Genomic DNA, 20,899 nt, shown 5'->3' on the forward strand with positions numbered 1-20,899 from the left:
ATAGCTATGTCATCTTGGTTTGCACAATCTATAGAAATTTCACTGAACCAAACTCCTTCGGTTCCTGATGGTCCTGAATGTTTAAATTCACCTAATATAAAACACTCCATCACCCTGGCCAAAGACATCTCTTCAATGTCTTCAGCAAGGATGGCTATTTATAAACAAGGAAAGATAATCGAAAATCATCAGAATAACCCCCTAAAAAAAATAGACAAACAACTCCTCCCTGCTACAACAAGAGAAAAAATTTTAAGATTTGGTAGCTCTCTAAATTCACAACTACCCCGAAAAGAATGTTCTTCTCCCTCATCCCCATGGACCCTATTCTCTCAAAGCAGATCTTTTCAAGAAATCAGACGTGCTTTATTGCAAGATTTAATGATGCCAAACAGTAAAAAGGAAGATAATGTAAAGGATGACTTAGAACAGAAACTACTGCCTAAACAAGCTCCCTTTTCTAAGAAAAAACAAGAAAATTATTTCAAAACTCATTCTAAAGAAATAACTTCTAGAGAAAAACACCTAGAGCATACTAAAGAAAAAATACAATCTAAACCGCATGCTCAACTACAGGAAAATCATGAACAAAAAGAAGAGACACTCTCTTTAAAATTATTTCAAGGAAAATATAGTAAAGGATTATTACAAGATGAACATTCGGGAAAACAACAACATCAAGAATGTTTTTTTAAAAAAATCCAAAAAACAAAAAAAGAACGAGCTTCTGCTATTGTTCCTATTATTACTCCTCCTAGCATTGGTATATTTACCTTAAGCTACCTTCTTACAAAACAAGGTATCTTATCAGATTTTGCAGCATATGCTTTCTACAAAGACTCTATAGAATATACACAAAAAGAACTGAATGCTACTCATGAAGAACGCATTAAACACATCAAACAATCCATAGAACGAGAAAAACAAGAATCTCGTTGGGGATCTCTACTACAAATTATAGAGTGGATAACTCCTTGGATTAGTATATGCATCGGTATAGTAACAGTAACATTAGGAGGAGGCATATTTTCTAGTATGTCCCTTGTTAGCGGGCTTATTATCTTAACTCTTACACTCTTAGATCAACTTAATGGTTGGGAACGGCTAGAAAGGTTTTTACCAGGCAATAATAAAAAGCTGAAACATTCTATATTACATACAGTAAAAATCTCTCTTTATGTCATTTCTGCAATCCTTTCGTTAGCCACATTAAAAATAGAACATCTAGGTTTTTCTCCAATTATTGAAGGAGCTATGCGAGGTATCGGCCCTGCTTTAGAAGGTGCATTAAGTGCAATACGAGGAGCCATGTTATGGATTCGAGCACGCTTATTTAAAATAAAAGCTCGCCTTGCCCAACTAGAGTTTAATATTGAAATTCTTAGCATGGAACGCGATGACTACATAGCTCACAATCAAGAACTTCTAGAAAACCTGAATGACTCTTTTGAAAATCTCACACGCGTGTTACAGTTGTGCAAAGAAATGGATAGGGTGTTTCTAGAATCCCTCAGATAAATCCTTAAGGAAGATTATGTCAACGTGCTCCTCAACTACTCAATTAAATCCAGAAGTAGAATTGGATATCATTCCAGACACTCAACAAGAAGCTGCCATTTCGGAATCCAGTGTAGAGGTTAGCCCTGCAACTGATCAACAGCTGGCTATTTTAAGATCTATGTCAGATAGCTGTGCCACCATACTTAACCAAGCTGGACTTGCAACTGCACAGCATATGTCTAAAAATAAGCCCGCTCCTGCAGAAGCCTTAATGGCAAAAACAAGTGTTCTCATGAAATCCCGATCACCACTACCCACGTTGAAAACCCATGAATCTTCAAATCTACTGTCGCGCAACGACAGCTCAACTCCTGCTACTAGACAATCCCAACAACATGCAACTAATCCTACAACACAACGGCAACCAGAATCCTCCTCCCTGATGTTTTCTTCGTGCTTAGCACCAAAAACAGCAACCCCAACAAAAACCACATCTCTTCACTTGAACTTACCCAAATCTGAAGAAAATAGCTCTGAAAGTTCTACAACTTTATTCCAAACAAAAGTTACTGTTGTTGCTTACAGTAAAAGCACAATACAAACACAAAGTTCTCGAGAACATACAACGCCTAAATATTCATCTAAAACACCATCAACATTACAAAAATCTCCATCATCTTCAATCAGTCCTCTGGCTCTATTTAGTAATTTACAAAAAGAAACCACGACAACACGTCCTGAAACTAAACTTCAAGAAAAAGAAGAAGGCAAAGGAGAACAAGGGCATCAGGAACATCAAGAACACCAAGAAAAACAACAACACAAACAAAACAAAGATATAACTATTGATGAAGCAAATTCCTATAGTTCAATTTCGTATACTTATTCCACTCATATCCCCGATGACATTGTTGCTTTTGCTCTTTCTGAATCCCAATTAAGTTCCTTAATGCATATGCGAGTATCGAATTTAGATATTCTGCGTATTTGTGCTGAAATCATGAAACTCATGTTAAATAGCCGAGAACAAGATTCTCTTTCCCGTCTAGAAGTAAGAAAGCATCTAATAGAAAAAGCAAAAGACCTAGTAGAAAGTTATGAAAATCAAGCAAAACTTACTCAATGGTTAGGAGTTGCGACAGCAACTTTAGGAATCATTGGAGCTGCATCTCCATTGCTAGGTGAAATTGCTGGAGATCGTATCTTAGAATTCCTACAAAAAAATATTGGCATATTCAAAAATGCCTCATCAAAAACATTTTTTAAAAGCATGGGGAAAATCTGTTCTTCATTATCTCAGCTTACTGAGGCCTCTTCAAAAATTTATGAATTAAAAGAAACAGCTTCTCGTACATTTTCAGAAAACTATAAAGAGATCTTTAGAATAGAACATGATGAAATCACACGATCTATCGAAGAAGTAAAAGACCACTGGAAAAATATGGATAATTTCCTACTGCAAATGCTACAAACGGAGCATGATGCTATTCGTAGCTTGTATCAATAGTGTGTTCAATTATTTACGTATATTTTTATACGCTCGTGTTTTCCCCCATGGGAACAAAACGTCACAGCTTTTCTCTGTAAAAAAGTATTCATCTCCATGAGGAAGAGAATCTAGAGGGAAAGAAATACTAATAACAACACTTCCTGATGACATACTCTTGCAAACTCCCAACACTCTTTTTAAAACCTTCAGGGAATAAGAAGAACCATAAAAATATACACACGAAGCTTGTTCTAACTGTATTTCAAAAAAACTTTCTTGGAAAAATAGTGCAGGATGTGAAGACAACCATTTGTGCAAACAAGAAGCAAAACAAACAAAAGCAGATTGATTATCTACTCCTATTACTTGACAACCAATAATATGAGAAAACCAAAAGCAAGTTTTCCCTAATCCACACCCTAAATCATAGACAATATCTTTTGAAGTTATCCCAAACTCCTTACTAATCCTATTTAAAACAGACCAAGGAGTCTCTCCATAGACATTACCTCCGTGAAGTAGTGATGATTGCTTCGAACGCCGCAACTGAGCATAAGGATTTTTCAATAAGGAATAAATAAACTTTGCAAGATCATATAATAACAATTTAGGATAACGTATATACAGAGAACGCAATAAATAAATAAATTCTCGGATAGAAAAAAGAATTCGAAAAATCCCTACTTTGAATACCGAAAAAAAACCAGTTAAAGATTTTCTATTTACGAAGCTCTTTTGGAAGTTGAAATACAACATCTTCTACTACAAATATATCTTCTGTTACCTGCAAATCAGGAATAAGTTCTTGTAACTTAGACACACAAGCTTGAACAATATGCTCAGGAGTAGAAGCTCCTGCTGTCATTGCAATATCTCCAGAATAATTTAAAATTTCATCAAAAATATGATCAGGACTATTAATCAATCTGGAAGGAATACCTCGCTTAGACGCAATTTCTTTCAAACGATTCGAATTAGAGCTTTGAATATCTCCAACGACGTAAACAAAATTCACTCTAGGTAATACAGTTCGTAATGCCTCTTGACGATTTTGCGTAGCATAACATACTGAGGAACTGGGCAAAGTAATTATTTGAGGATATTTTAATTTCAATACTTTAGTAATTTCATCAACATCATCCAAACTTAGTGTGGTTTGCGTCACAAAAAATAGCGGAGTCCTAGAATCAAAAGATAGCTGCATCACATCATCAACATTTTCAACTACAGTCACTTGATTAGGAACTTCTCCACAAATTCCAATGATCTCCACGTGCTTTTTTTTACCTATCAAAATGACATGGTAACCACGAGATGCATATAGTTTGACAGCAGAATGAATCTTCGTAACTAAAACACAAGTAGCATCAATATCAATAAGACGATGTGCCTTTGCTTCTTCACGAACTTTAGGCGATACCCCATGAGCAGAATAAATTATCCTAGAACCACTAGGAGCTTCTTTTAAATCTTCAATAAAGACAGCACCACGTTCTTTCAAGTTATCAACTACATGACTATTGTGAACAATTTCATGCTTTACATAAATTGGAGGTCCCCAAGTTTCCAAAGCCTTTTCTACCACCTGGATAGCACGAACCACTCCAGCGCAAAATCCACGAGGATTGCAGAGTATTAACTGACGCATTCAAAATCCTATTCTAAAAAATTACCCTTAGAAAAAACTAACTGCTTCTTCTAAGGGTATTCAAAATACCAAAAGTTGGTTATCTAAGCTCTTATTAATTTATTATTCTTCTGATTGAGTTGCACTTATAAGATTAATCATAATATCCTGTAATTTTTTCATATAACTTCCATATTTTCCTGATTGCAAATCTTCGTCAGTAATCTCTAAATAGACATCAGGAGATACTCCTAAGTTCTCTATAAGCATTCCATCTTTTCTTACAGCTAGAGACCCTGTTAAAGAACAACTTTTAATTCCTGTCCTATTAGGAAACTCCACAGAAAATACAAATCCTCCAGCACCAGCCGTAGTATTACCTACAATCAAAGCACGACCATTATCCTTCAAAATAGAGGGGAACAAGTCTGCACAAGAAAAATCCTCCTCATTAATAATAGCACAGATAGGATGAGAATACTGCACTCGAGGGTGAGGCTGGATATGAGAAAATCCTAATAAAGGTATGGGAGAAGTAAGGTTGATATTTCCTGAATTCCAACAATTTAATACCTGCTCTGAAAATGATTGGATATACCCTGCTGCCACAATATCTATCGGATAACCCTCCATCGTCTCTCCTAAAGCAGCTACTGCTTCCCTATCTGTATCAACACCTTCGAGAAGCTCCAACCAATGCAAAGCTGTATGAACCTCATCTTGTGTTAAAATCATTCTATGACGGGGTGTTTCTAAAGGCGTACTTGTTAACATAGAAAGGACAGCATAAAGATAGAAGATACTACCTCCAGGATTATTCGTTTGATCAATAATCAATCCGTCCGTTCTTTCTTCTAGTTCCTTAATAATTTCCTCTAAATCTAACCAAGGACAATCACGATGATCCTCATTCAGATCTTGTAAATCGGTCCAAGAATATGTAGAAATTCTTAAAAACCCGATATTATAATTCCTTCCTGCATTATCCTGACATGAAAAGACATAAGCATGATAAGGTCCCTCCTTACATCTCCAAGTAACCATAGGATATTCTGGTAAGAAACCTTTTTTACTTCCGATATCATAGCTCCCCGTAGCACGACGCTTATACTCTTCACGAAGTTCTTTCCAAAAATAAGGAACCATCTCATTAGTAAATAAACATTTCCGTTTATCACTAGTTAACGATAATGACCTTGCATCACGTTGCATATTTAACGAAGTATCTTTAATTAAGGGAGAAATCAAAGACAAATCTGTAATGTGTTCGGGAGTATAACGCCATTTTACTCTAACAGTACGTATCAGCCCGCTGGGACGTCGCACTTTTAAAGTCACCCCTCCCAAAGGAATAGCATGACCCACTGAAGCAGAACGAGAAAACAATGAGCGTGCTGCAGCCGCGTAATCAGCAGCGCTTCCCCGACCCATTCTTAAGCTTTCAATAACTTGGGCTATAGGAATACCATCTACTTCTAGAATTTCGTCATAAACAGAAATATCTGAATTATAAGTAAAGGATTCAACAACATAGCATCTTCCTGTATTGCTAAGCTTTACTGTATAAGGTAAATAAGAACGGGAAGTAGCAAAAAAAGTTACTCCAGCATGATAATCATTCAAAGCACCAATATAATCAGCTAAGACACGCTGACAATACCCTGTTGATGGATTTTCTTCCAAAATAAGCTTCAAACGAGCAGCATTTGTAGCATCTTGAAGATTCCAACCAAATAGTGTCTCTTTCCAAGGTTTAGGAGCATACTTAGTATCAAGTAAATGCTCTAAAAAATCTAAATCTGCAGATGCATGTTGATGCACCAATGTCTTAGCAAATCCCGAAGAAACCTGCGCTCCAATAAACAAAGAACATATTAATGCTGCGATTCGTTTCAGTTTCATATTTACCTCTTTAACTAAGAATTCAACCAAGGAGGCAACATGATAAGTCCGGAACAACTTAAATTAAAACAAAGTTTTAAAAAAAATTTTTAATCCAAGAGAACATCAGTCTAAAATAAAGACAGCACCACTCTATCTACTAAAAAGTATACGAATAACCCACCAAAATAACTAGCTAAAGCAATCCAAGAAATCTTCTTGAAATACCATAAGAAATCCACCTTCTCGATACCCATGAAAGCAACCCCTGCAGCAGAACCGATAATCAAGATACTCCCCCCTGTTCCTGCAGCATAGGCAATTAACTTCCATAAAGTATCATCTAACGGTGCCTGGTACATACCCATAGTTGCAGCAACAAGAGGAACGTTATCTAAAACACTGGAAACAAGGCCTATGAATACAGCGACAACGTGTCTAGAAAATACTTTATCCATTGCTCGAGAAAAATCTGTAAGAACATCAGCAAAAGTCAATGCATTAACAGCAAGCAAAATGCCTATAAAGAAAGTAATTGAAGCAATGTCTATCTTAGACAAAATATGAGGAATACGTAAATGGTAACGATCCTCCCCATGAGGTGAATGCACCCAGTCACTTGCTAACCATACCAATCCCAGTCCTAGCAATGCTCCCATAAAAGGCGGAACTCCTAAACATGCTTTCCAAACAGGAACCATTAATAAAGATCCCAAACCAATAAAAATAATCCATCCACTTTTTTTAGGAGATTGTTCTAAGTCACATTCCTTAGCAATAACAGATTTGGAAGAAACAGCTCCTTTTGCACGCTTCTTGAGCATAAATTGCGCACAAATCCCTGAAATCACTACACAAACTAAACTAGGAAGAAATAAAGAACTAATAATACCCCAAGAAGAAATTTTATTATTAATCCATAACATTGTTGTTGTGACGTCCCCTAAAGGCGTCCATGCTCCTCCAGCATTCACGCTAATCACACAAATAGCTCCTAAAAGTAATCTCTCCTCTCTAGATTTAACTAAACGTTTTAAAATAGAAATAATGATAATAATTGAGGTCAAGTTATCTAATGCAGCAGATAAGAAGAAAGAAAAACCAATAAGCACCCAAAGAAGCAAGCTCTGCGACTGTATGCAGCAGAACCGCATAATTAAGGAAAATCCTTTATGAGCATCTATAAGCTCAACAATAGCCATAGCAGCTAATAAGAAAAAAGTAACTTGAGCCATGTCCGCAATTTCTTCAGCTAATATCAGGTGATCTGCATTAGGTATGTAGGAAAAACATACTAGCCACATTAATCCTCCCATAACCAATGCTATAGCGGATTTACTTACCCGAACAATGTGCTCAAAAACAATCGCAATATACCCAAACAAAAACAGAGCACATAATTGAAACTTCAACATAATGACCTCGAAATAATTCCACGAATTAATGTACTCCTATTTGTAAGTTAGGTAAAGTAAGAAAAATGCTGTGAATTAAAAAAACTCTTTCTATCGTTAAATCAAAAATTTACTTTTAATATCATTAAATAGTTCGTCTACACCTCATCCCCGCTCATAAACTTTTATGAGTAGATAACGAACTATTTGACAAAGATACTATAGAACAGAACATAATGAGATCCTAGAATTTTGGATCCACTTTAGGAGTCTAGTGAAAGTCGCCTTATCATTTAAGCATCTTGTCCCCAAACTCTACACCTGCCTTAAGGAAGGTTATACCCTAAACATATTCAAAAAAGACTTCTTTGCAGGGCTTACTGTAGGAATTTTAGCATTTCCCTTTGCCATTGCTATCGCAATCGGTGTTGGCGTTTCTCCAATTCAAGGATTATTAGCATCTATTATTGGAGGTTTTATTGCATCAGCATTGGGAGGAAGCCGAGTACTCATCTCTGGTCCTACAAGTGCCTTTATCTCTATACTCTATTGCATTGCTACTAAATACGGTGCTGAAGGACTCTTCACAATTACCCTAATGGGAGGAATTTTCCTTGTTGCCTTCGGCCTCGCAGGATTAGGAACCTTCATTAAATATATGCCTTACCCTGTAGTTACTGGATTAACTACCGGGTTAGCTGTCATTATTTTTTCTTCTCAAATTCGTGATTTTCTCGGATTACAAATGGGTGACAGTATCCCCACAGATTTTATTGCAAAATGGATAGCTTATTGGGATCATTTATGGACATGGGATAGTAAAGCCTTCGCTGTGGGATTATTTACTTTGCTCATCATGATCTATTTTCGTAATTATAAACCACGTTACCCCGGAGTAATGATCGCTATTATCGTAGCATCTACTCTAGTCTGGCTGCTTAAAATTGACATCCCCACTATCGAAAGTCGGTACGGGGCACTACCTCAGAAAATCCCGCTCCCTTCATTTCCCCACCTGAGTATAACAAAAATTCTACAAATCATGCCCGAAGCACTGACTATTGCTGTTCTTTCAGGCATAGAGACTTTACTAGCAGCAGTAGTCGCAGATGGAATGACAGGATGGCGACACCAATCTAACTGTCAACTTGTAGCTCAAGGTATCGCAAACATCGGAACTTCATTATTTGCAGGCATGCCAGTAACTGGCTCACTATCAAGAACAGCAGCAAGTATCAAGTCAGGAGCAACAACGCCTATTGCAGGACTCATCCACTCCGTATTTATTTGCATAATTCTTCTTATGCTAGCTCCCCTAACAGTCAAAATCCCCCTTACTTGTCTAGCTGCTGTTCTTATCCTTATTGCCTGGAATATGAGTGAAATTCATCATTTCATTCATTTGTTTACAGCACCTAAAAAAGATGTAATTGTCCTACTCACGGTATTTATTCTGACAGTGATGACAACCATTACTTCAGCTGTACAAGTAGGTATGATGCTCGCAGCATTTCTATTCATGAAACAAATGAGCGATCTTTCAGATGTAATATCCACAGCAAAGTATTTCGATGATGACAATTCCCCTAAAGATGATGATCTATTCACAAAATCAGAAATTCCCGCTCATACAGAAATATATGAAATCAACGGCCCTTTTTTCTTTGGAATTGCTGATCGACTAAAAAATCTACTAAATGAAATTGAAACACCTCCCAAGATCTTCATCCTATGTATGAGTCGTGTTCCCACTATTGATGCCTCAGCCATGCATGCCTTAGAAGAATTCTTCTTAGAATGTGATCGTCAAGGAACATTGCTACTTCTCGCAGGAGTTAAAAAAACACCTCTTAACGATCTGAAACGGTATCATTTGGATGAACTTATCGGTACTGATCATATTTTCTCTAATATCAAAAGTTCTCTCCTATTTGCCCAAGCATTAATTAACTTAGAGAGAAAATCGTCTAACTAATGATTACCTACCATAGCTTCGGGGACTACAAGACGATCAAATTCTTCTCCTGACAACATACCCATCTGAATGCATGCTTCTCTTAAGCTTAAATTCTTATGAAAAGCATGTAGGGCAATTTTCGAACATTTATCGTAACCTAAAACTGGAGTTAACGCTGTAATAAGCATAAGAGAACTGTTTAAAAATTCTTTTAAACGATGTTCGTTTACACGCAATCCAGAAACAAAATAATCAACAAAAGCGCGCATACTCCCAGAAAGAATATCTACAGATTGTAAAAAGTTATAAATAATGACAGGTTTCATCACATTTAATTCAAAATTTCCTCTACTTCCCGCCATAATCACCGCTTGATTATTGCCAATTACTTGAGCACATACCATTTGCAATGCCTCACATTGAGTAGGATTCACTTTCCCTGGCATAATAGAAGAACCAGGTTCATTCTGAGGAAACCATAATTCACCTAAGCCACAACGAGGACCCGAACCTAAAAAACTCAGGTCCGTAGCAATTTTTGTTAACGCACAAGCTAAAGTAGCTAAAACACCATGTGCATGCACTAAAATATCATGATTTGATAATGCAGAAAAATAATTCGACGCACATACAAAAGGCTCTCCTGTTTCTTTACGCAAATAATGGATGACCTTCTCTACAAAACCATCAGGGACATTCAATCCTGTCCCAACAGCGGTTCCCCCTATGGCTAGCTCATACATATGAGTTAAAGCAAATGCCATACGTTCTAGACACTCGCGTATTTGATTACTATATCCAGAAAATTCCTGTCCCAATGTCATGGGAACAGCATCCATCAAATGGGTCCTTCCAATCTTAATACAATTACGAAACTCATTTTTCTTGGTATCTAGAGCTCCTTGTAAGTACTCCATTGCAGGGATTAATTTCTTTTTTATACTTATTACAGCAGCAATGTGCATAGCTGTAGGAAACACATCATTAGAAGATTGCGACTTATTAACATGATCATTGGGATGAATCGGTGTTTTACTCCCTAAAATCCCTCCATGTCGTTGAATAGCTAAATTCGCAATCACTTCATTAACATTCATGTTAGATTGAGTCCCACTACCTGTTTGCCAAACTTTTAAAGGAAAATGTTCCTCAAAATCTCCCCCTAAAATTTCATCAGCAGCAGAAACAATCATGTCACAATATTTAGGTTCTAAAAAACCCAAATCACTATTTGCTCTTGCTGCACATTTTTTAATCAAAACTAAAGCTTGAATCACCTCACGAGGCATCACCTCAGGAGCCCAAGAAAAATACATTTGGGAACGTGTTGTTTGAGATCCGTATAATTTATCCTCAGGAATCTGAACTATCCCTAGACTATCCTTTTCTTGCCGCATATACAAACTTCCCCTATAATCTTCTGATACTTATTCTACGTTTCAAAAAATGAAAAAAAAATTTTATGCTATTCTTTGTCCATAACATTGCTTCTTTTCATTTGGGAAGCTATTGCTAAGAATAGCAGTTCATTTTCTTTTCTCTGCCCCCCACCATCAAAAATATTTGTGAACTTTTCTCACTCCCTTCCCATTATCTGGTCTTCTTCTTGGTATACTTTACAAGGTATTTTAGGAGGATTCTTTTTAGCGTTTTTTCTCTCTCTGATTCTAGCCATGATTATGCTAACATACAAACCAGCTAAAGATTTTCTTCACCCAATATTTATCTTTGTACAATGCACTCCGATGTTTACCCTAGCACCCCTCATTGTCCTCTGGTTCGAATGGGGAATTAGCGCTGTTATTATTCCCACGGCACTTACTGTGTTTTTTCCCCTTACAATTGCTATTTATCAAGGAATATCATCCCCACCTAAAGAACTGCTTGAACTATTCATTTTGAACCAAGCAACAAAAAAACAAATTTTTATTAAATTACTTCTACCCCATGCTCTCCCACACATCTTCTCAGGATTAAAAATTGCAGTAGGATCTGCAGGATTTGCCGCTATAGCAGGAGAGTGGGTTGCATCACAATCCGGACTAGGAATTCTTATTCTAGAAAGTAGAAGAAACTATGACATGGAAATGATGTTCTCTGGTTTGTTTGCACTAACAATTGTTACCTTTACTCTATTCCAATTAGTAGTTCTTAGTGAAAAGCTTCTATTCGCATTATTTAGAATCAAAAAAACAAAAAGATTTAAAATCACTAAACTAAAACTCGCTATTTCTTGCCTTATTATTTTTCTTTTCCTCTTAGGAAAATCCAACACTTCTCCTTCTCTTGAAACCACTAAAAAACATCTTACTCCAATCACTCTGCTTCTAGATTGGACTCCTAATCCTAACCATATTCCTCTATACGTAGGAGTAACTAAAGGATTCTTTCAAGAACAGAATATAGAATTAAAAATTCAAAAAAATACAGACACAGGTTCTGTGATCCCTCACATATTGTTCGAAAAAGTAGATTTAGCCCCATATCATGCTTTAGGAACAATAAAGTTAGCCATGCAAGGAACACCTATACAAATAGTAGCTTCACTGATTAATTCTACTCTGCAAGGATTTATCTATAGATTGGATGATAATATTTCTACAATCCAAGACCTGAACAATAAAGTCTTGGGATTTTGTTTAAATAATTCACGAGATCTTTCTTGTTTACTTAATATCTTACGCCAACAAGGCGTTGTTCCTTCAGAAGTCAAGAACGTAAGTTCTGATCTAATCTCTCCAATGTTGTTAAAAAAAATTGATTTTCTTTATGGAGCTTTTTACAACATAGAAGGAGTGAAGCTTCGCACTTTAGGCATACCCGTGGGGTGCTTTCTATCTGATTCCTACGGACTTCCTACAGGGCCACAAATACTCATCTGTGGAAAGAAAAATACTCAAGCGACATCTCCAAAAATCGTACACGCCATACAAACAGCTCTACAAAAAAGCATCGACTTCTGCCAAGAACACCCCCAAGAAGCTTTCGATATCTACACTACAGCTACAAAAGATACTCCAAAAATTATCAACGATGAGCTTCTACAATGGGAAGTAACTCGTCCTCTCTTAGCACGATCCCAACATCCCTTAAGTCAACAATTAGCAAATACCCTTGTACAAGCAGTCGTCTATCGCTACCCCCAACTTTCAGAGAAAAGTTCAGAATTTTCATTATATACTCTATACCCTAATCTACAGGTCTACCAGGATGTGAAAACACATGAGCAAGTCGCGATAGAACATCACGAAGAACTTCCATTGGTTTTTGATCAGCACTAATGCGTGAAACCTTATGAAGAGGATAATAACGAATAAGTGCATCAATGTCCTTCTTATAAGACTCTAAACGCTTCTGCAAAACATCAATACCTACTTCATTAATCCTTCCCTTACTATACAAAGAATGTTGCGTTCTCTCAAGTAAAGTAGATTCCTCGTGAACCTCTAAAATAATTACATGACGTACAGTAATATAAGACTCCAAAAGCTTTGCTTGCCCTAATGTTCGTGGCAAACCGCTAATCAATAAATCCTGACGATCCGGAAGAAATTTTCCTACAGAAATCAATCCTTGAACATAATAATTCCATACAGCAACAACATCATCATCAGGAATCAATGCTCCAGAAACTGCATATTTATGAAAAAGCTGGCGAATAGGAGACCATATAGGGTAACAGCGAAAAATATCCCCTAAAGAAACATAAACTTGAGTACCTCCTTGGGCAATGAAATTTCCTAAAAAATCTTTACCCGATCCAGGAGGACCGAACAAAAGAATAGAAGAAAACGGTTTAGTATAAAGCTTTATACTATTTGCAATAGCTTCGTCTACCATAACATGAAAATTATCTCAGTTTACCTTCTACTCCAATTTAATTGATTAACTTGAAAAATAACAGTCTATAATATATAAAGCTTTCCTATGAACAGCGTTTTCTTTTTATTTTCTCAAGCATGCATACTATTATTAGCCGCTGATACATTAACTAATGTCTTAGTACTAAATGCAGTTCTCTCCCAATTTTCCAGAAAAGAACGTCTTATATTGTTATTGCGAGAAAACATTTTTGCTCTTATTAGCATGTTTGCCCTTTACGGAGCTTCCTCAGGCGTCCTTCATGTTCTTGGTTCTCCTTTCTGCGCCATACAAACAGTGGGAGGCGCTGTAGTCATGCTTTCAGGTATGCGCTCAGTATTAAACTTAAATAAAGAAAATCGTTGGGGAAAATTACTCCCCTCACCAGAACTACCTTTAGTAGCCCCGGTAGCCCTCCCCCTAATTATTGGACCTTCCTGGTTAGCAGCTTTTTGCATCCTAGTAGGAAAACATTACAATTTTTCCTTGGTTTGTGGTATACTCATAATTTCTTGGTTTCTCATATCACTAGCAACAATCTTATTACAAGTAGGCATTGTGGGAAAAGGTAGACAAGAAAAGACTAAAGTCTTGTTAGCAACGCAAACTATTTTAGGTCTTTTCGTAACAATAATAGGAGCACAATTATTGCTCTCAGGTTTACAACAAGCTTTTCTATAAAAAGACTTTATGCTGCTAACCTTAATTAACCTTAGTCTACTATTTTACGTTCTTTTTGATGCTCCTGGATCAATCCCAGTTTTTGTATCTTTACTGAAAAATTATTCAGTAAGGAAACAACAGAGAATTATCCTCAGGGAATGCATCTTTGCATTGGTCACTTTATTGTTATTCATTACTTTCGGAAGAAAAATCTTCCATTTTTTTAATATTTCCTTATACGCATTTCAATTTATAGGTGGAGTTCTCCTGTTTTCTGTTTCATTAAAAATGGCTCTGGCACCTCCGATTATTCCTACTGATCAAACTACTTCTGAAACCGAGGATACTTCCGAACCCGTTTTTTTCCCCCTAGCCTTTCCCGTTACCACAGGCCCTGCTGTAATTACATCATTGCTAGGTTACATGGAAGAACACCTATTCCCTAAAGAAATTATTCTTGGAGCAGTGTTTATCTCTTGGGCACTTTCAGTATTCACACTACTAAGCTCTAGTTTTGTTAACCGTGTTTTAGGAAGCTCAGGGCTTGTCGCATTGGAAAGACTATTCAGTATTACTTTATTATTAATGTCTGTAAACCTTATACTTAAAGGTATATCTATAGCATTTAATATCGGGTTTTATATCAAATAGCGTAGTTACATGAAAAGAAATGATCCCTGCTGGTGTGGAAGTCAACACAAATGGAAACATTGCCATTATCCTCAGCGGTCTGCACATGCATCTTGGAATCAACAAAAAAAATATTATGCTTCACAATACAACATTATTTTAAAAACCCCAGAACAAATAGAAAAAATTCGCTACGCTTGCCAAGTTACAGCAAAAATTTTAAATGAATTATGTCAATCAGCCAAAGAAGGAGTCACAACAGAAGAACTCGACCAATTATCTCGTAAATTACACAAAGAATACCATGCTATTCCCGCTCCTTTAAATTATGGATCCCCTCCGTTTACAAAAACTATTTGTACTTCTCTTAATGAAGTAATTTGTCACGGAATTCCTAATGATATCCCCTTAAAAAATGGCGATATCATGAATATAGATGTCTCTTGTATCGTTGACGGTTATTACGGAGATTGTAGCAAAATGGTTATGATCGGAGAAGTTTCAGAAATTAAACGCCGTGTATGCCAAGCTTCTTTAGAATGTCTAAATTCTGCTATTGCCATTCTAAAACCTAACCTCCCCCTATGTAAAATTGGTGAAGTCATTGAAAATTGTGCTGATCTCTACGGATTTTCAGTAGTAGATCAATTTGTAGGACATGGCATAGGAATAGAGTTTCATGAAAACCCTCACGTCCCTCATTACAAAAACCGTTGCGACATCCCTTTAGTTCCAGGAATGATCTTCACTATAGAACCTATGATCAATGTTGGAAGAAAAGAAGGAATTATCGATCCAACAAACCATTGGGAAGCAAGAACTTGTGATAACCAACCCAGTGCACAATGGGAACATACTGTTCTAATTACTGAGACAGGGTATGAGATACTAACTCTTCTAGAGAAGTAATTTCTTCCTCTAAATTTTCAATATACTCCAAAAGTCTTTCAATGATTCTGATATCATTCATGTCTATAAAACTTAAGGAATCTTCCTCTTGTTTTTGTAGCGTAAGGTAATTCTCACGAACTAAAAATAACTCTTTACGAGCAGCTAGCAATGCTTCCGCTTTTGCACTAAACTGCTCTCTCAATTGCAAATATTTCATCTTATAAGATTTATCTTGAGAATCGAATGAAACTTTTTCAGAAGTCACATAACCATGGATCCTCTCTTGGAGCTGCTCTAACTCTATATCTTTCTGTCTTAATTGGCTCTGCAATTTATCTAGCCGTAATTCTAAATCCACAACCTCTTGAACACGAGAATGTAAACTTAAACATTCTCTTTCAAAACTCTCTCGTAATGATCTCTCCTTCTCAAGAGATTCTTCCAAAGACGTCAGCTTCATATCCTTCTCTTGCAGAATACGAGTCCATGTCTGAGCAACTTCTCCTTGCTGTTGGAAATCTACAGACATTTCTTTCTTAGATACCCATGAAAATACTGAGGTAGTCTCATCACCTGCAACAAGACGAACATATTCGTTATGTAACAGCGCATAGTCTTCTAACCAACTATTCTTTTGATCAGAAAGTATTTGAAAATCTAAAGCCATATGTTCTTGTTTTTTACAAGATTCTTGTAACAAAGCTCGACACTTTTCTAAGTCAGATTCTAAAGACTGAGCACGTTTTTCTAAAAACTCACATGCTACAGCCTTATCATGCACTGCCTTATCATAAGAAGAACGTATCCCAGCATGTTCCTCAGAAAGACGATCATATTGTTGCTGTCTATCCATACGCTCATCAATAACTAAAGAAATACCTAAAGAAAAAATCCCCCATGATAATACAAATGAACATGCTAATCCTAAAGACCATAACACAGAAGGACAGATGGAAAAATAGTTATAATAATATATAGGAAAAAATAAACACGAAATTATCCCATACCCCAAAAAACGACCACATAAGGAAGCTATTAATGCTAAAGTAGAAAACAACATCAAGAAACAGACTAGCGCTAAGTCAATTAGAGAGGCACAAGCAAGACCTCCAAAAAGTAAAACAATGGATGATAGAAACACCCACTCTAATGAAAAAGACCTGCATTTAACAACTACAGAATCCTGTGTTAATCTCCGATAAATCTTATAATACAGATGTTTATTAAAAATGTGCATGGCCTCAAATCCAATACAGGACTTCTCCTCTATGACTCTTCTAAAGAATCTTGAGCTTTGGTTAATAAATAGCTAATTAAAGCAGGATCTCCTTCATAGGTCATCTCTACCTTCATCTTGCCATCCGAAGACACATGCCCACACGTTACCAATACATAGGCCTTCACATCTTTTCGAAAAGCTTCTATGTTGTCATCAAACTCGTTTTCAGACACTTCTTTCTCCTCACCACTCAAAAAGCAACTTTTTTCATCCAAAGGCAAAAGAACAAACCCCGTATTTTCTTTAGAAATTTTAAATTTAGAGATCTTAGCTTTTTTAATTTCTCATAATTTTATTAATTCTATTTATCGCTAACAACAAACAACTTATTAAATAACCTCAAAATCTTGTTTAATTATTTTAATTAAAAAACTTCATATTTATTGATAAAATAAAACTAAACAAAACTAATTTTTTTATTATTATGACAGTACAAGCTACAAACACAGTCTCAGTAACAACGTCTGAAACAACAGCGTCCTCTCTTCCGGCATTAACCCCATTAAACACCCCTCCTGTTGGTGCTTTGCTTTTTAGCATTTATGAGCTTCTTTTACAAGCAATCGAAATTCGTCAACAAACAGTTCTGACTCAATCAGAACAATTAAATGATAATACTAATATTCAACAACAATTAAACCAAGAAACTAATCAAATTAAGTTTGCTGTAGTAAGTGCAGGAGCACAAGAAGACGAAATTACCCGTGTACAAAACCAAAACCAAAACTACTCCGCACAACGATCAAACATCCAAGATGAATTAGTAACCGCAAGGCAAAACGGACAAATTATCTTGTCACACGCATCTACGAACATAAATATTATCCAACAATTAGCTTCTCAAGATTCTTCATTCCTAAAAACAACAAACGCCATTGGAAGCACCGTTAACGAAATGAATAAACCTCTTTCATAAACAAGTTGGGAAACAATTTAAAGATAATCAAAGAAAATAGGTAGAAAATTATGTGGCTCCACTCACTAGAACTACAAAACCTTCCCAAAGCAACTATCAGTGTCCCTGATTCAGGAGCTACAGGAGGAATAAATACAGCAACTGCAGATGAGATTATCGAAAAATTCTCAAAAGATTCTAATCCCTTGATTATCACTGTGTACTATGTTTACCAATCCGTACTAATAGCTCAAGATAACCTAACGATTATTGCTCAAGAACTACAGGCCAATGCATCAGCTCAAACATTTCTGAATAACCAAGAAGCACTATACCAATACGTCACCATCCCTAAAAATAAACTTAATGACAACTCATCTGCTTACATACAAGACGTTCAATCCACAAACCAAGCCGTAGGAGCATCCAGACAGGCATTACAAAACCAAATCTCAGGGTTGTCAAATGCATCGCAAGTTATCTCAAGTAACTTAAACACAAACAACAACATTATCCAACAATCATTACAAGTTGGCCAGGCATTAATTCAGACATTCTCACAAATTGTCAGCCTTATCGCAAACATCTAAAAATAATTAAGGAATAACTAAAATGAGTACCTCCGTACTATCCGTAAGTAATAATGTCGAAACTGTCATCCCTGAATCTACTAAAGTAGTATCCGACAACATTCAAATCAATAAACCTTCAGCCATCTATTTCTGTATCTCTGTAATGCTGCAGTTATCTACATCAACAACAGCATTCGCCCAAGCTATTATGGCCGTACTACAAGATAATACGTTAACACAGCAAAAGAAAACTAAAGAACTAATCAACCTTCCCCTACTAAAAGTGCCTGATTTAGTAGAGACTGACAATTCTAAATCCGATTCACCCGAGTATAAAAACCAAACAGAAATTCAATCTTACCAGGCATCTAACCAACAAATTTCTGCAAACCGTCAGCTAATTCAACAAGAACTTGCTACAGCACAACAAAGGGCACAAGCTAACCAGAAATCAGTAAACGCAACTACAACAATATCTATGAAATTGCTACAAGCTACCTCAGCTATCTTAAGTTCGTTAGTAGAATATACTATTAAAGCAAACCTAACAACATCTTCAACTGATGATTAGATAATAACTTCTACTAAAACAATCTATGATCTAATATAAGATATGGTTAACAAGACAAGAATCAGGTCCAACCTCTATGAGGGTTATCTTTCCCGATAAACAGGATAAAAGCCCACTACTTACTCGTGTGCTTAAGCAACTTCCCTCATTTATTTTGATAACTTCGTGTGTATCGCCATTTGTTTCTTATGTATTAAAAAAAATATTTGGTATACCAAGTATTCTTGAAACCCTAGCTCTATCAACTGAAGGAATCCGACAACATAAATTTTGGCAATTAATTACCTACCCCCTAATTACCTCTGATTCATTAAGAATTTATAATGATAGATGCATGGAGATTACACAGCGCTTACTCATAAGAAATGTTCTCTGCTTTATTTTCTTATACAAGGCAACTCAACACATTATTCGGAAATTAGGATCTACAACCTTTTTATTTCTCTTAGTGGGACAAACTCTTCTCACAGGAATTACCACTTGGATACTTTTAAAACTTTTCCATAGTTCACATGCCCTATTCGGACCTGAATGTCTAATCAGTTTCCTATTGCTAATCTGGGTATTTCTCGATCCAGAAAAACGATTAGCACTTCCTACTTTGCCGGTTACCTTATCAAGAAAATGGGCATTCGTTGTTTTAAGTATCTTCTACTTCTTCATCCTGATTCTATCAGGAGCTTTCCCTCTACTTTTTGGATCGATTTTCTCAATGTTTCTAGGAATTTTATTCTGTTTTAAAGAAAAAATTCCTAATCCTTATCGAATTCGCACCTTCTAGTCTCCTCAGAAAACAGAGCAAAAATTGCTGCTCTGGCTTCGCCCACTCCTGAGAGAACCCCCTCTTCAAAACGAAAAATAGGATTTTCTTCCAACATAGAAAAATCCATGGGTTGTAAAAGATCATCAGAAGTTACATTAGGAAGGATAGATTCTCCTACACGTTGCAAACGACATTTCTGATCTTCGTAGAGTTGATCCAATAATTCAAAAATCTTTTTTTTCATTTTTCGCATCACGTTTATTTTTGAAAAATTGTTTCATTAATTGTTCCGATTCTTCATAACAAACTCCAGAATTGCAGATTACCTCATGAAATGGGTGACGTTGATTAAAAACATTTATCCAACTCCCCCCAGCACCTAAACGTATGTCAGGAGCCCCCCAAACAATTCTAGAAATTCTTGACAACTGGATAGCCCCAGCACACATCAAACATGGTTCAAGAGTACAATAAAGCACAGTATCCAATAATCGCCAATTCCCCAGATATTGTGCAGCAGCACCTATACATAAAATCTCTGCATGTGCTGTAGGGTCTTGAAGACTTTCAACAGTATTATGCCCTCGTGCAATAATCTTATTTTTATGAACAATAACACATCCTACAGGAACTTCATCCCGTTCATACGCCTTCTGAGCTTCCTTTAAGGCTTGATTCATAAAATATATATCTTTTTCTAGATCCACTTGCTATACAACAATAATTTTCAATATAATTTAAATTAGATTTAAAACATCACTGATGTCTAAAAAACATCCTGATACTACTTTTTAAACATGTTTATGATCAAAATAAAAACACAGAATCTCTTCCCTCCTAATTTAAAAAAAATCGGTTGACTATACCAATAAGGTGTACATTAACAATCTCCTCAAGTATAATTAGCTTTTGCGGCAATTATTTTA

At 36.2% G+C, this 20,899-nt stretch carries 21 protein-coding genes; 11 read left to right on the top strand and 10 right to left on the bottom strand.

The features are described 5' to 3' along the window. Nucleotides 1-6: 6 nt before the first annotated feature. Both RT28_RS02475 and RT28_RS02480 read left to right on the top strand, forming a co-directional pair. Entirely contained in the window at nt 7-1,518 is a 1,512-nt protein-coding gene (locus RT28_RS02475; protein ID WP_038500683.1) for a hypothetical protein, read from the top strand. A gap of 13 nt (nt 1,519-1,531) precedes the next feature. After that, nucleotides 1,532-3,007, top strand: coding sequence for a hypothetical protein (locus tag RT28_RS02480; RefSeq protein WP_420866311.1), 1,476 nt, complete (start codon nt 1,532-1,534; stop codon nt 3,005-3,007). Between the two features lie 9 nt (nt 3,008-3,016). Here RT28_RS02480 and RT28_RS02485 read toward each other — a convergent pair whose 3' ends face one another. From RT28_RS02485 to RT28_RS02500, 4 genes are all read right to left on the bottom strand, one after another. Beyond that, nucleotides 3,017-3,745 carry a class I SAM-dependent methyltransferase gene (locus tag RT28_RS02485; protein ID WP_020359298.1) on the bottom strand — a complete coding sequence of 243 codons (729 nt, stop codon included), beginning with the start codon at nt 3,743-3,745 and terminating at the stop codon, nt 3,017-3,019. Beyond that, nucleotides 3,708-4,637: a 4-hydroxy-3-methylbut-2-enyl diphosphate reductase gene (gene ispH / locus RT28_RS02490; protein WP_038500689.1), complete on the bottom strand. Its 930-nt coding sequence runs from the start codon at nt 4,635-4,637 to the stop codon at nt 3,708-3,710. The genes RT28_RS02485 and ispH overlap by 38 nt, the downstream gene beginning before the upstream one ends. Nucleotides 4,638-4,739: 102 nt before the next feature. Continuing rightward, complete coding sequence (locus RT28_RS02495) at nt 4,740-6,518, bottom strand: protease-like activity factor CPAF (RefSeq protein ID WP_038500692.1); 1,779 nt, start codon at nt 6,516-6,518, stop codon at nt 4,740-4,742. Between the two features lie 110 nt (nt 6,519-6,628). Continuing rightward, nucleotides 6,629-7,912, bottom strand: a complete 1,284-nt coding sequence (locus RT28_RS02500) for an NhaD family Na+:H+ antiporter (protein WP_038500695.1) — start codon at nt 7,910-7,912, stop codon at nt 6,629-6,631. A gap of 253 nt (nt 7,913-8,165) precedes the next feature. Between RT28_RS02500 and RT28_RS02505 the strand changes: the two genes are divergently transcribed. Continuing rightward, nucleotides 8,166-9,866 (top strand): SLC26/SulP family anion transporter, encoded by a 1,701-nt coding sequence (locus tag RT28_RS02505; protein WP_020356424.1) that lies wholly within the window; start codon nt 8,166-8,168, stop codon nt 9,864-9,866. Here RT28_RS02505 and fumC read toward each other — a convergent pair. Continuing rightward, complete coding sequence (gene fumC, locus RT28_RS02510) at nt 9,863-11,245, bottom strand: class II fumarate hydratase (RefSeq protein ID WP_020356425.1); 1,383 nt, start codon at nt 11,243-11,245, stop codon at nt 9,863-9,865. The genes RT28_RS02505 and fumC overlap by 4 nt on opposite strands. A gap of 75 nt (nt 11,246-11,320) precedes the next feature. Here fumC and RT28_RS02515 point away from each other — a divergent pair, with 75 nt between their 5' ends. After that, complete coding sequence (locus tag RT28_RS02515) at nt 11,321-13,129, top strand: ABC transporter substrate-binding protein (RefSeq protein WP_420866307.1); 1,809 nt, start codon at nt 11,321-11,323, stop codon at nt 13,127-13,129. Here RT28_RS02515 and RT28_RS02520 read toward each other — a convergent pair. After that, nucleotides 13,038-13,688: a nucleoside monophosphate kinase gene (locus RT28_RS02520; RefSeq protein WP_035392720.1), complete on the bottom strand. Its 651-nt coding sequence runs from the start codon at nt 13,686-13,688 to the stop codon at nt 13,038-13,040. The genes RT28_RS02515 and RT28_RS02520 overlap by 92 nt on opposite strands. 87 nt (nt 13,689-13,775) lie before the next feature. Between RT28_RS02520 and RT28_RS02525 the strand changes: the two genes are divergently transcribed. Genes RT28_RS02525 through RT28_RS02535 form a run of 3 tightly spaced genes read left to right on the top strand, consistent with a single transcriptional unit; the run spans nt 13,776 to nt 15,911 of the window. Further along, on the top strand, nt 13,776-14,390 hold the full coding sequence (locus RT28_RS02525) for a MarC family protein (RefSeq protein WP_020356427.1): 615 nt from the start codon (nt 13,776-13,778) through the stop codon (nt 14,388-14,390). 9 nt (nt 14,391-14,399) lie between these two features. Next, nucleotides 14,400-15,023, top strand: coding sequence for a MarC family protein (locus tag RT28_RS02530; protein ID WP_020356428.1), 624 nt, complete (start codon nt 14,400-14,402; stop codon nt 15,021-15,023). Nucleotides 15,024-15,032: 9 nt separating this feature from the next. Continuing rightward, entirely contained in the window at nt 15,033-15,911 is an 879-nt protein-coding gene (locus RT28_RS02535; protein ID WP_020356429.1) for a methionyl aminopeptidase, read from the top strand. Here the strand turns inward: RT28_RS02535 and RT28_RS02540 are convergent. After that, nucleotides 15,868-17,019 (bottom strand): coiled-coil domain-containing protein, encoded by a 1,152-nt coding sequence (locus RT28_RS02540; RefSeq protein ID WP_174362035.1) that lies wholly within the window; start codon nt 17,017-17,019, stop codon nt 15,868-15,870. The two genes, RT28_RS02535 and RT28_RS02540, sit on opposite strands and share 44 nt — an antisense overlap. Before the next feature lie 140 nt (nt 17,020-17,159). Next, a complete protein-coding gene (locus tag RT28_RS02545) occupies nt 17,160-17,345 on the bottom strand; it encodes a hypothetical protein (RefSeq protein WP_038501300.1) in 186 nt (61 codons plus the stop codon). A gap of 251 nt (nt 17,346-17,596) precedes the next feature. Between RT28_RS02545 and RT28_RS02550 the strand changes: the two genes are divergently transcribed. The 4 genes from RT28_RS02550 to RT28_RS02565 all read left to right on the top strand — a co-directional run bounded on the left by RT28_RS02550 (nt 17,597) and on the right by RT28_RS02565 (nt 19,991). Continuing rightward, complete coding sequence (locus RT28_RS02550; protein ID WP_020356433.1) at nt 17,597-18,088, top strand: DUF720 domain-containing protein; 492 nt, start codon at nt 17,597-17,599, stop codon at nt 18,086-18,088. A 50-nt stretch (nt 18,089-18,138) separates the two neighbouring features. Further along, nucleotides 18,139-18,657, top strand: a complete 519-nt coding sequence (locus tag RT28_RS02555; protein WP_038500704.1) for a DUF720 domain-containing protein — start codon at nt 18,139-18,141, stop codon at nt 18,655-18,657. A gap of 22 nt (nt 18,658-18,679) precedes the next feature. After that, a complete protein-coding gene (locus RT28_RS02560; RefSeq protein WP_020356435.1) occupies nt 18,680-19,210 on the top strand; it encodes a CT847 family type III secretion system effector protein in 531 nt (176 codons plus the stop codon). Between the two features lie 76 nt (nt 19,211-19,286). Then, nucleotides 19,287-19,991, top strand: coding sequence for a hypothetical protein (locus tag RT28_RS02565; protein WP_038500707.1), 705 nt, complete (start codon nt 19,287-19,289; stop codon nt 19,989-19,991). Here the strand turns inward: RT28_RS02565 and RT28_RS02570 are convergent. Together RT28_RS02570 and tadA are read right to left on the bottom strand one after the other, a co-directional pair. After that, nucleotides 19,963-20,217: a hypothetical protein gene (locus RT28_RS02570; RefSeq protein WP_038500710.1), complete on the bottom strand. Its 255-nt coding sequence runs from the start codon at nt 20,215-20,217 to the stop codon at nt 19,963-19,965. The genes RT28_RS02565 and RT28_RS02570 overlap by 29 nt on opposite strands. After that, nucleotides 20,198-20,680 (bottom strand): tRNA adenosine(34) deaminase TadA, encoded by a 483-nt coding sequence (gene tadA / locus RT28_RS02575; protein ID WP_020356438.1) that lies wholly within the window; start codon nt 20,678-20,680, stop codon nt 20,198-20,200. Before tadA ends, RT28_RS02570 begins: the two co-directional genes overlap by 20 nt. Between the last annotated feature and the right edge of the window lie 219 nt (nt 20,681-20,899).

This window comes from Chlamydia avium 10DC88, assembly GCF_000583875.1.
GTDB classification, from domain to species: Bacteria; Chlamydiota; Chlamydiia; order Chlamydiales; family Chlamydiaceae; genus Chlamydia; species Chlamydia avium.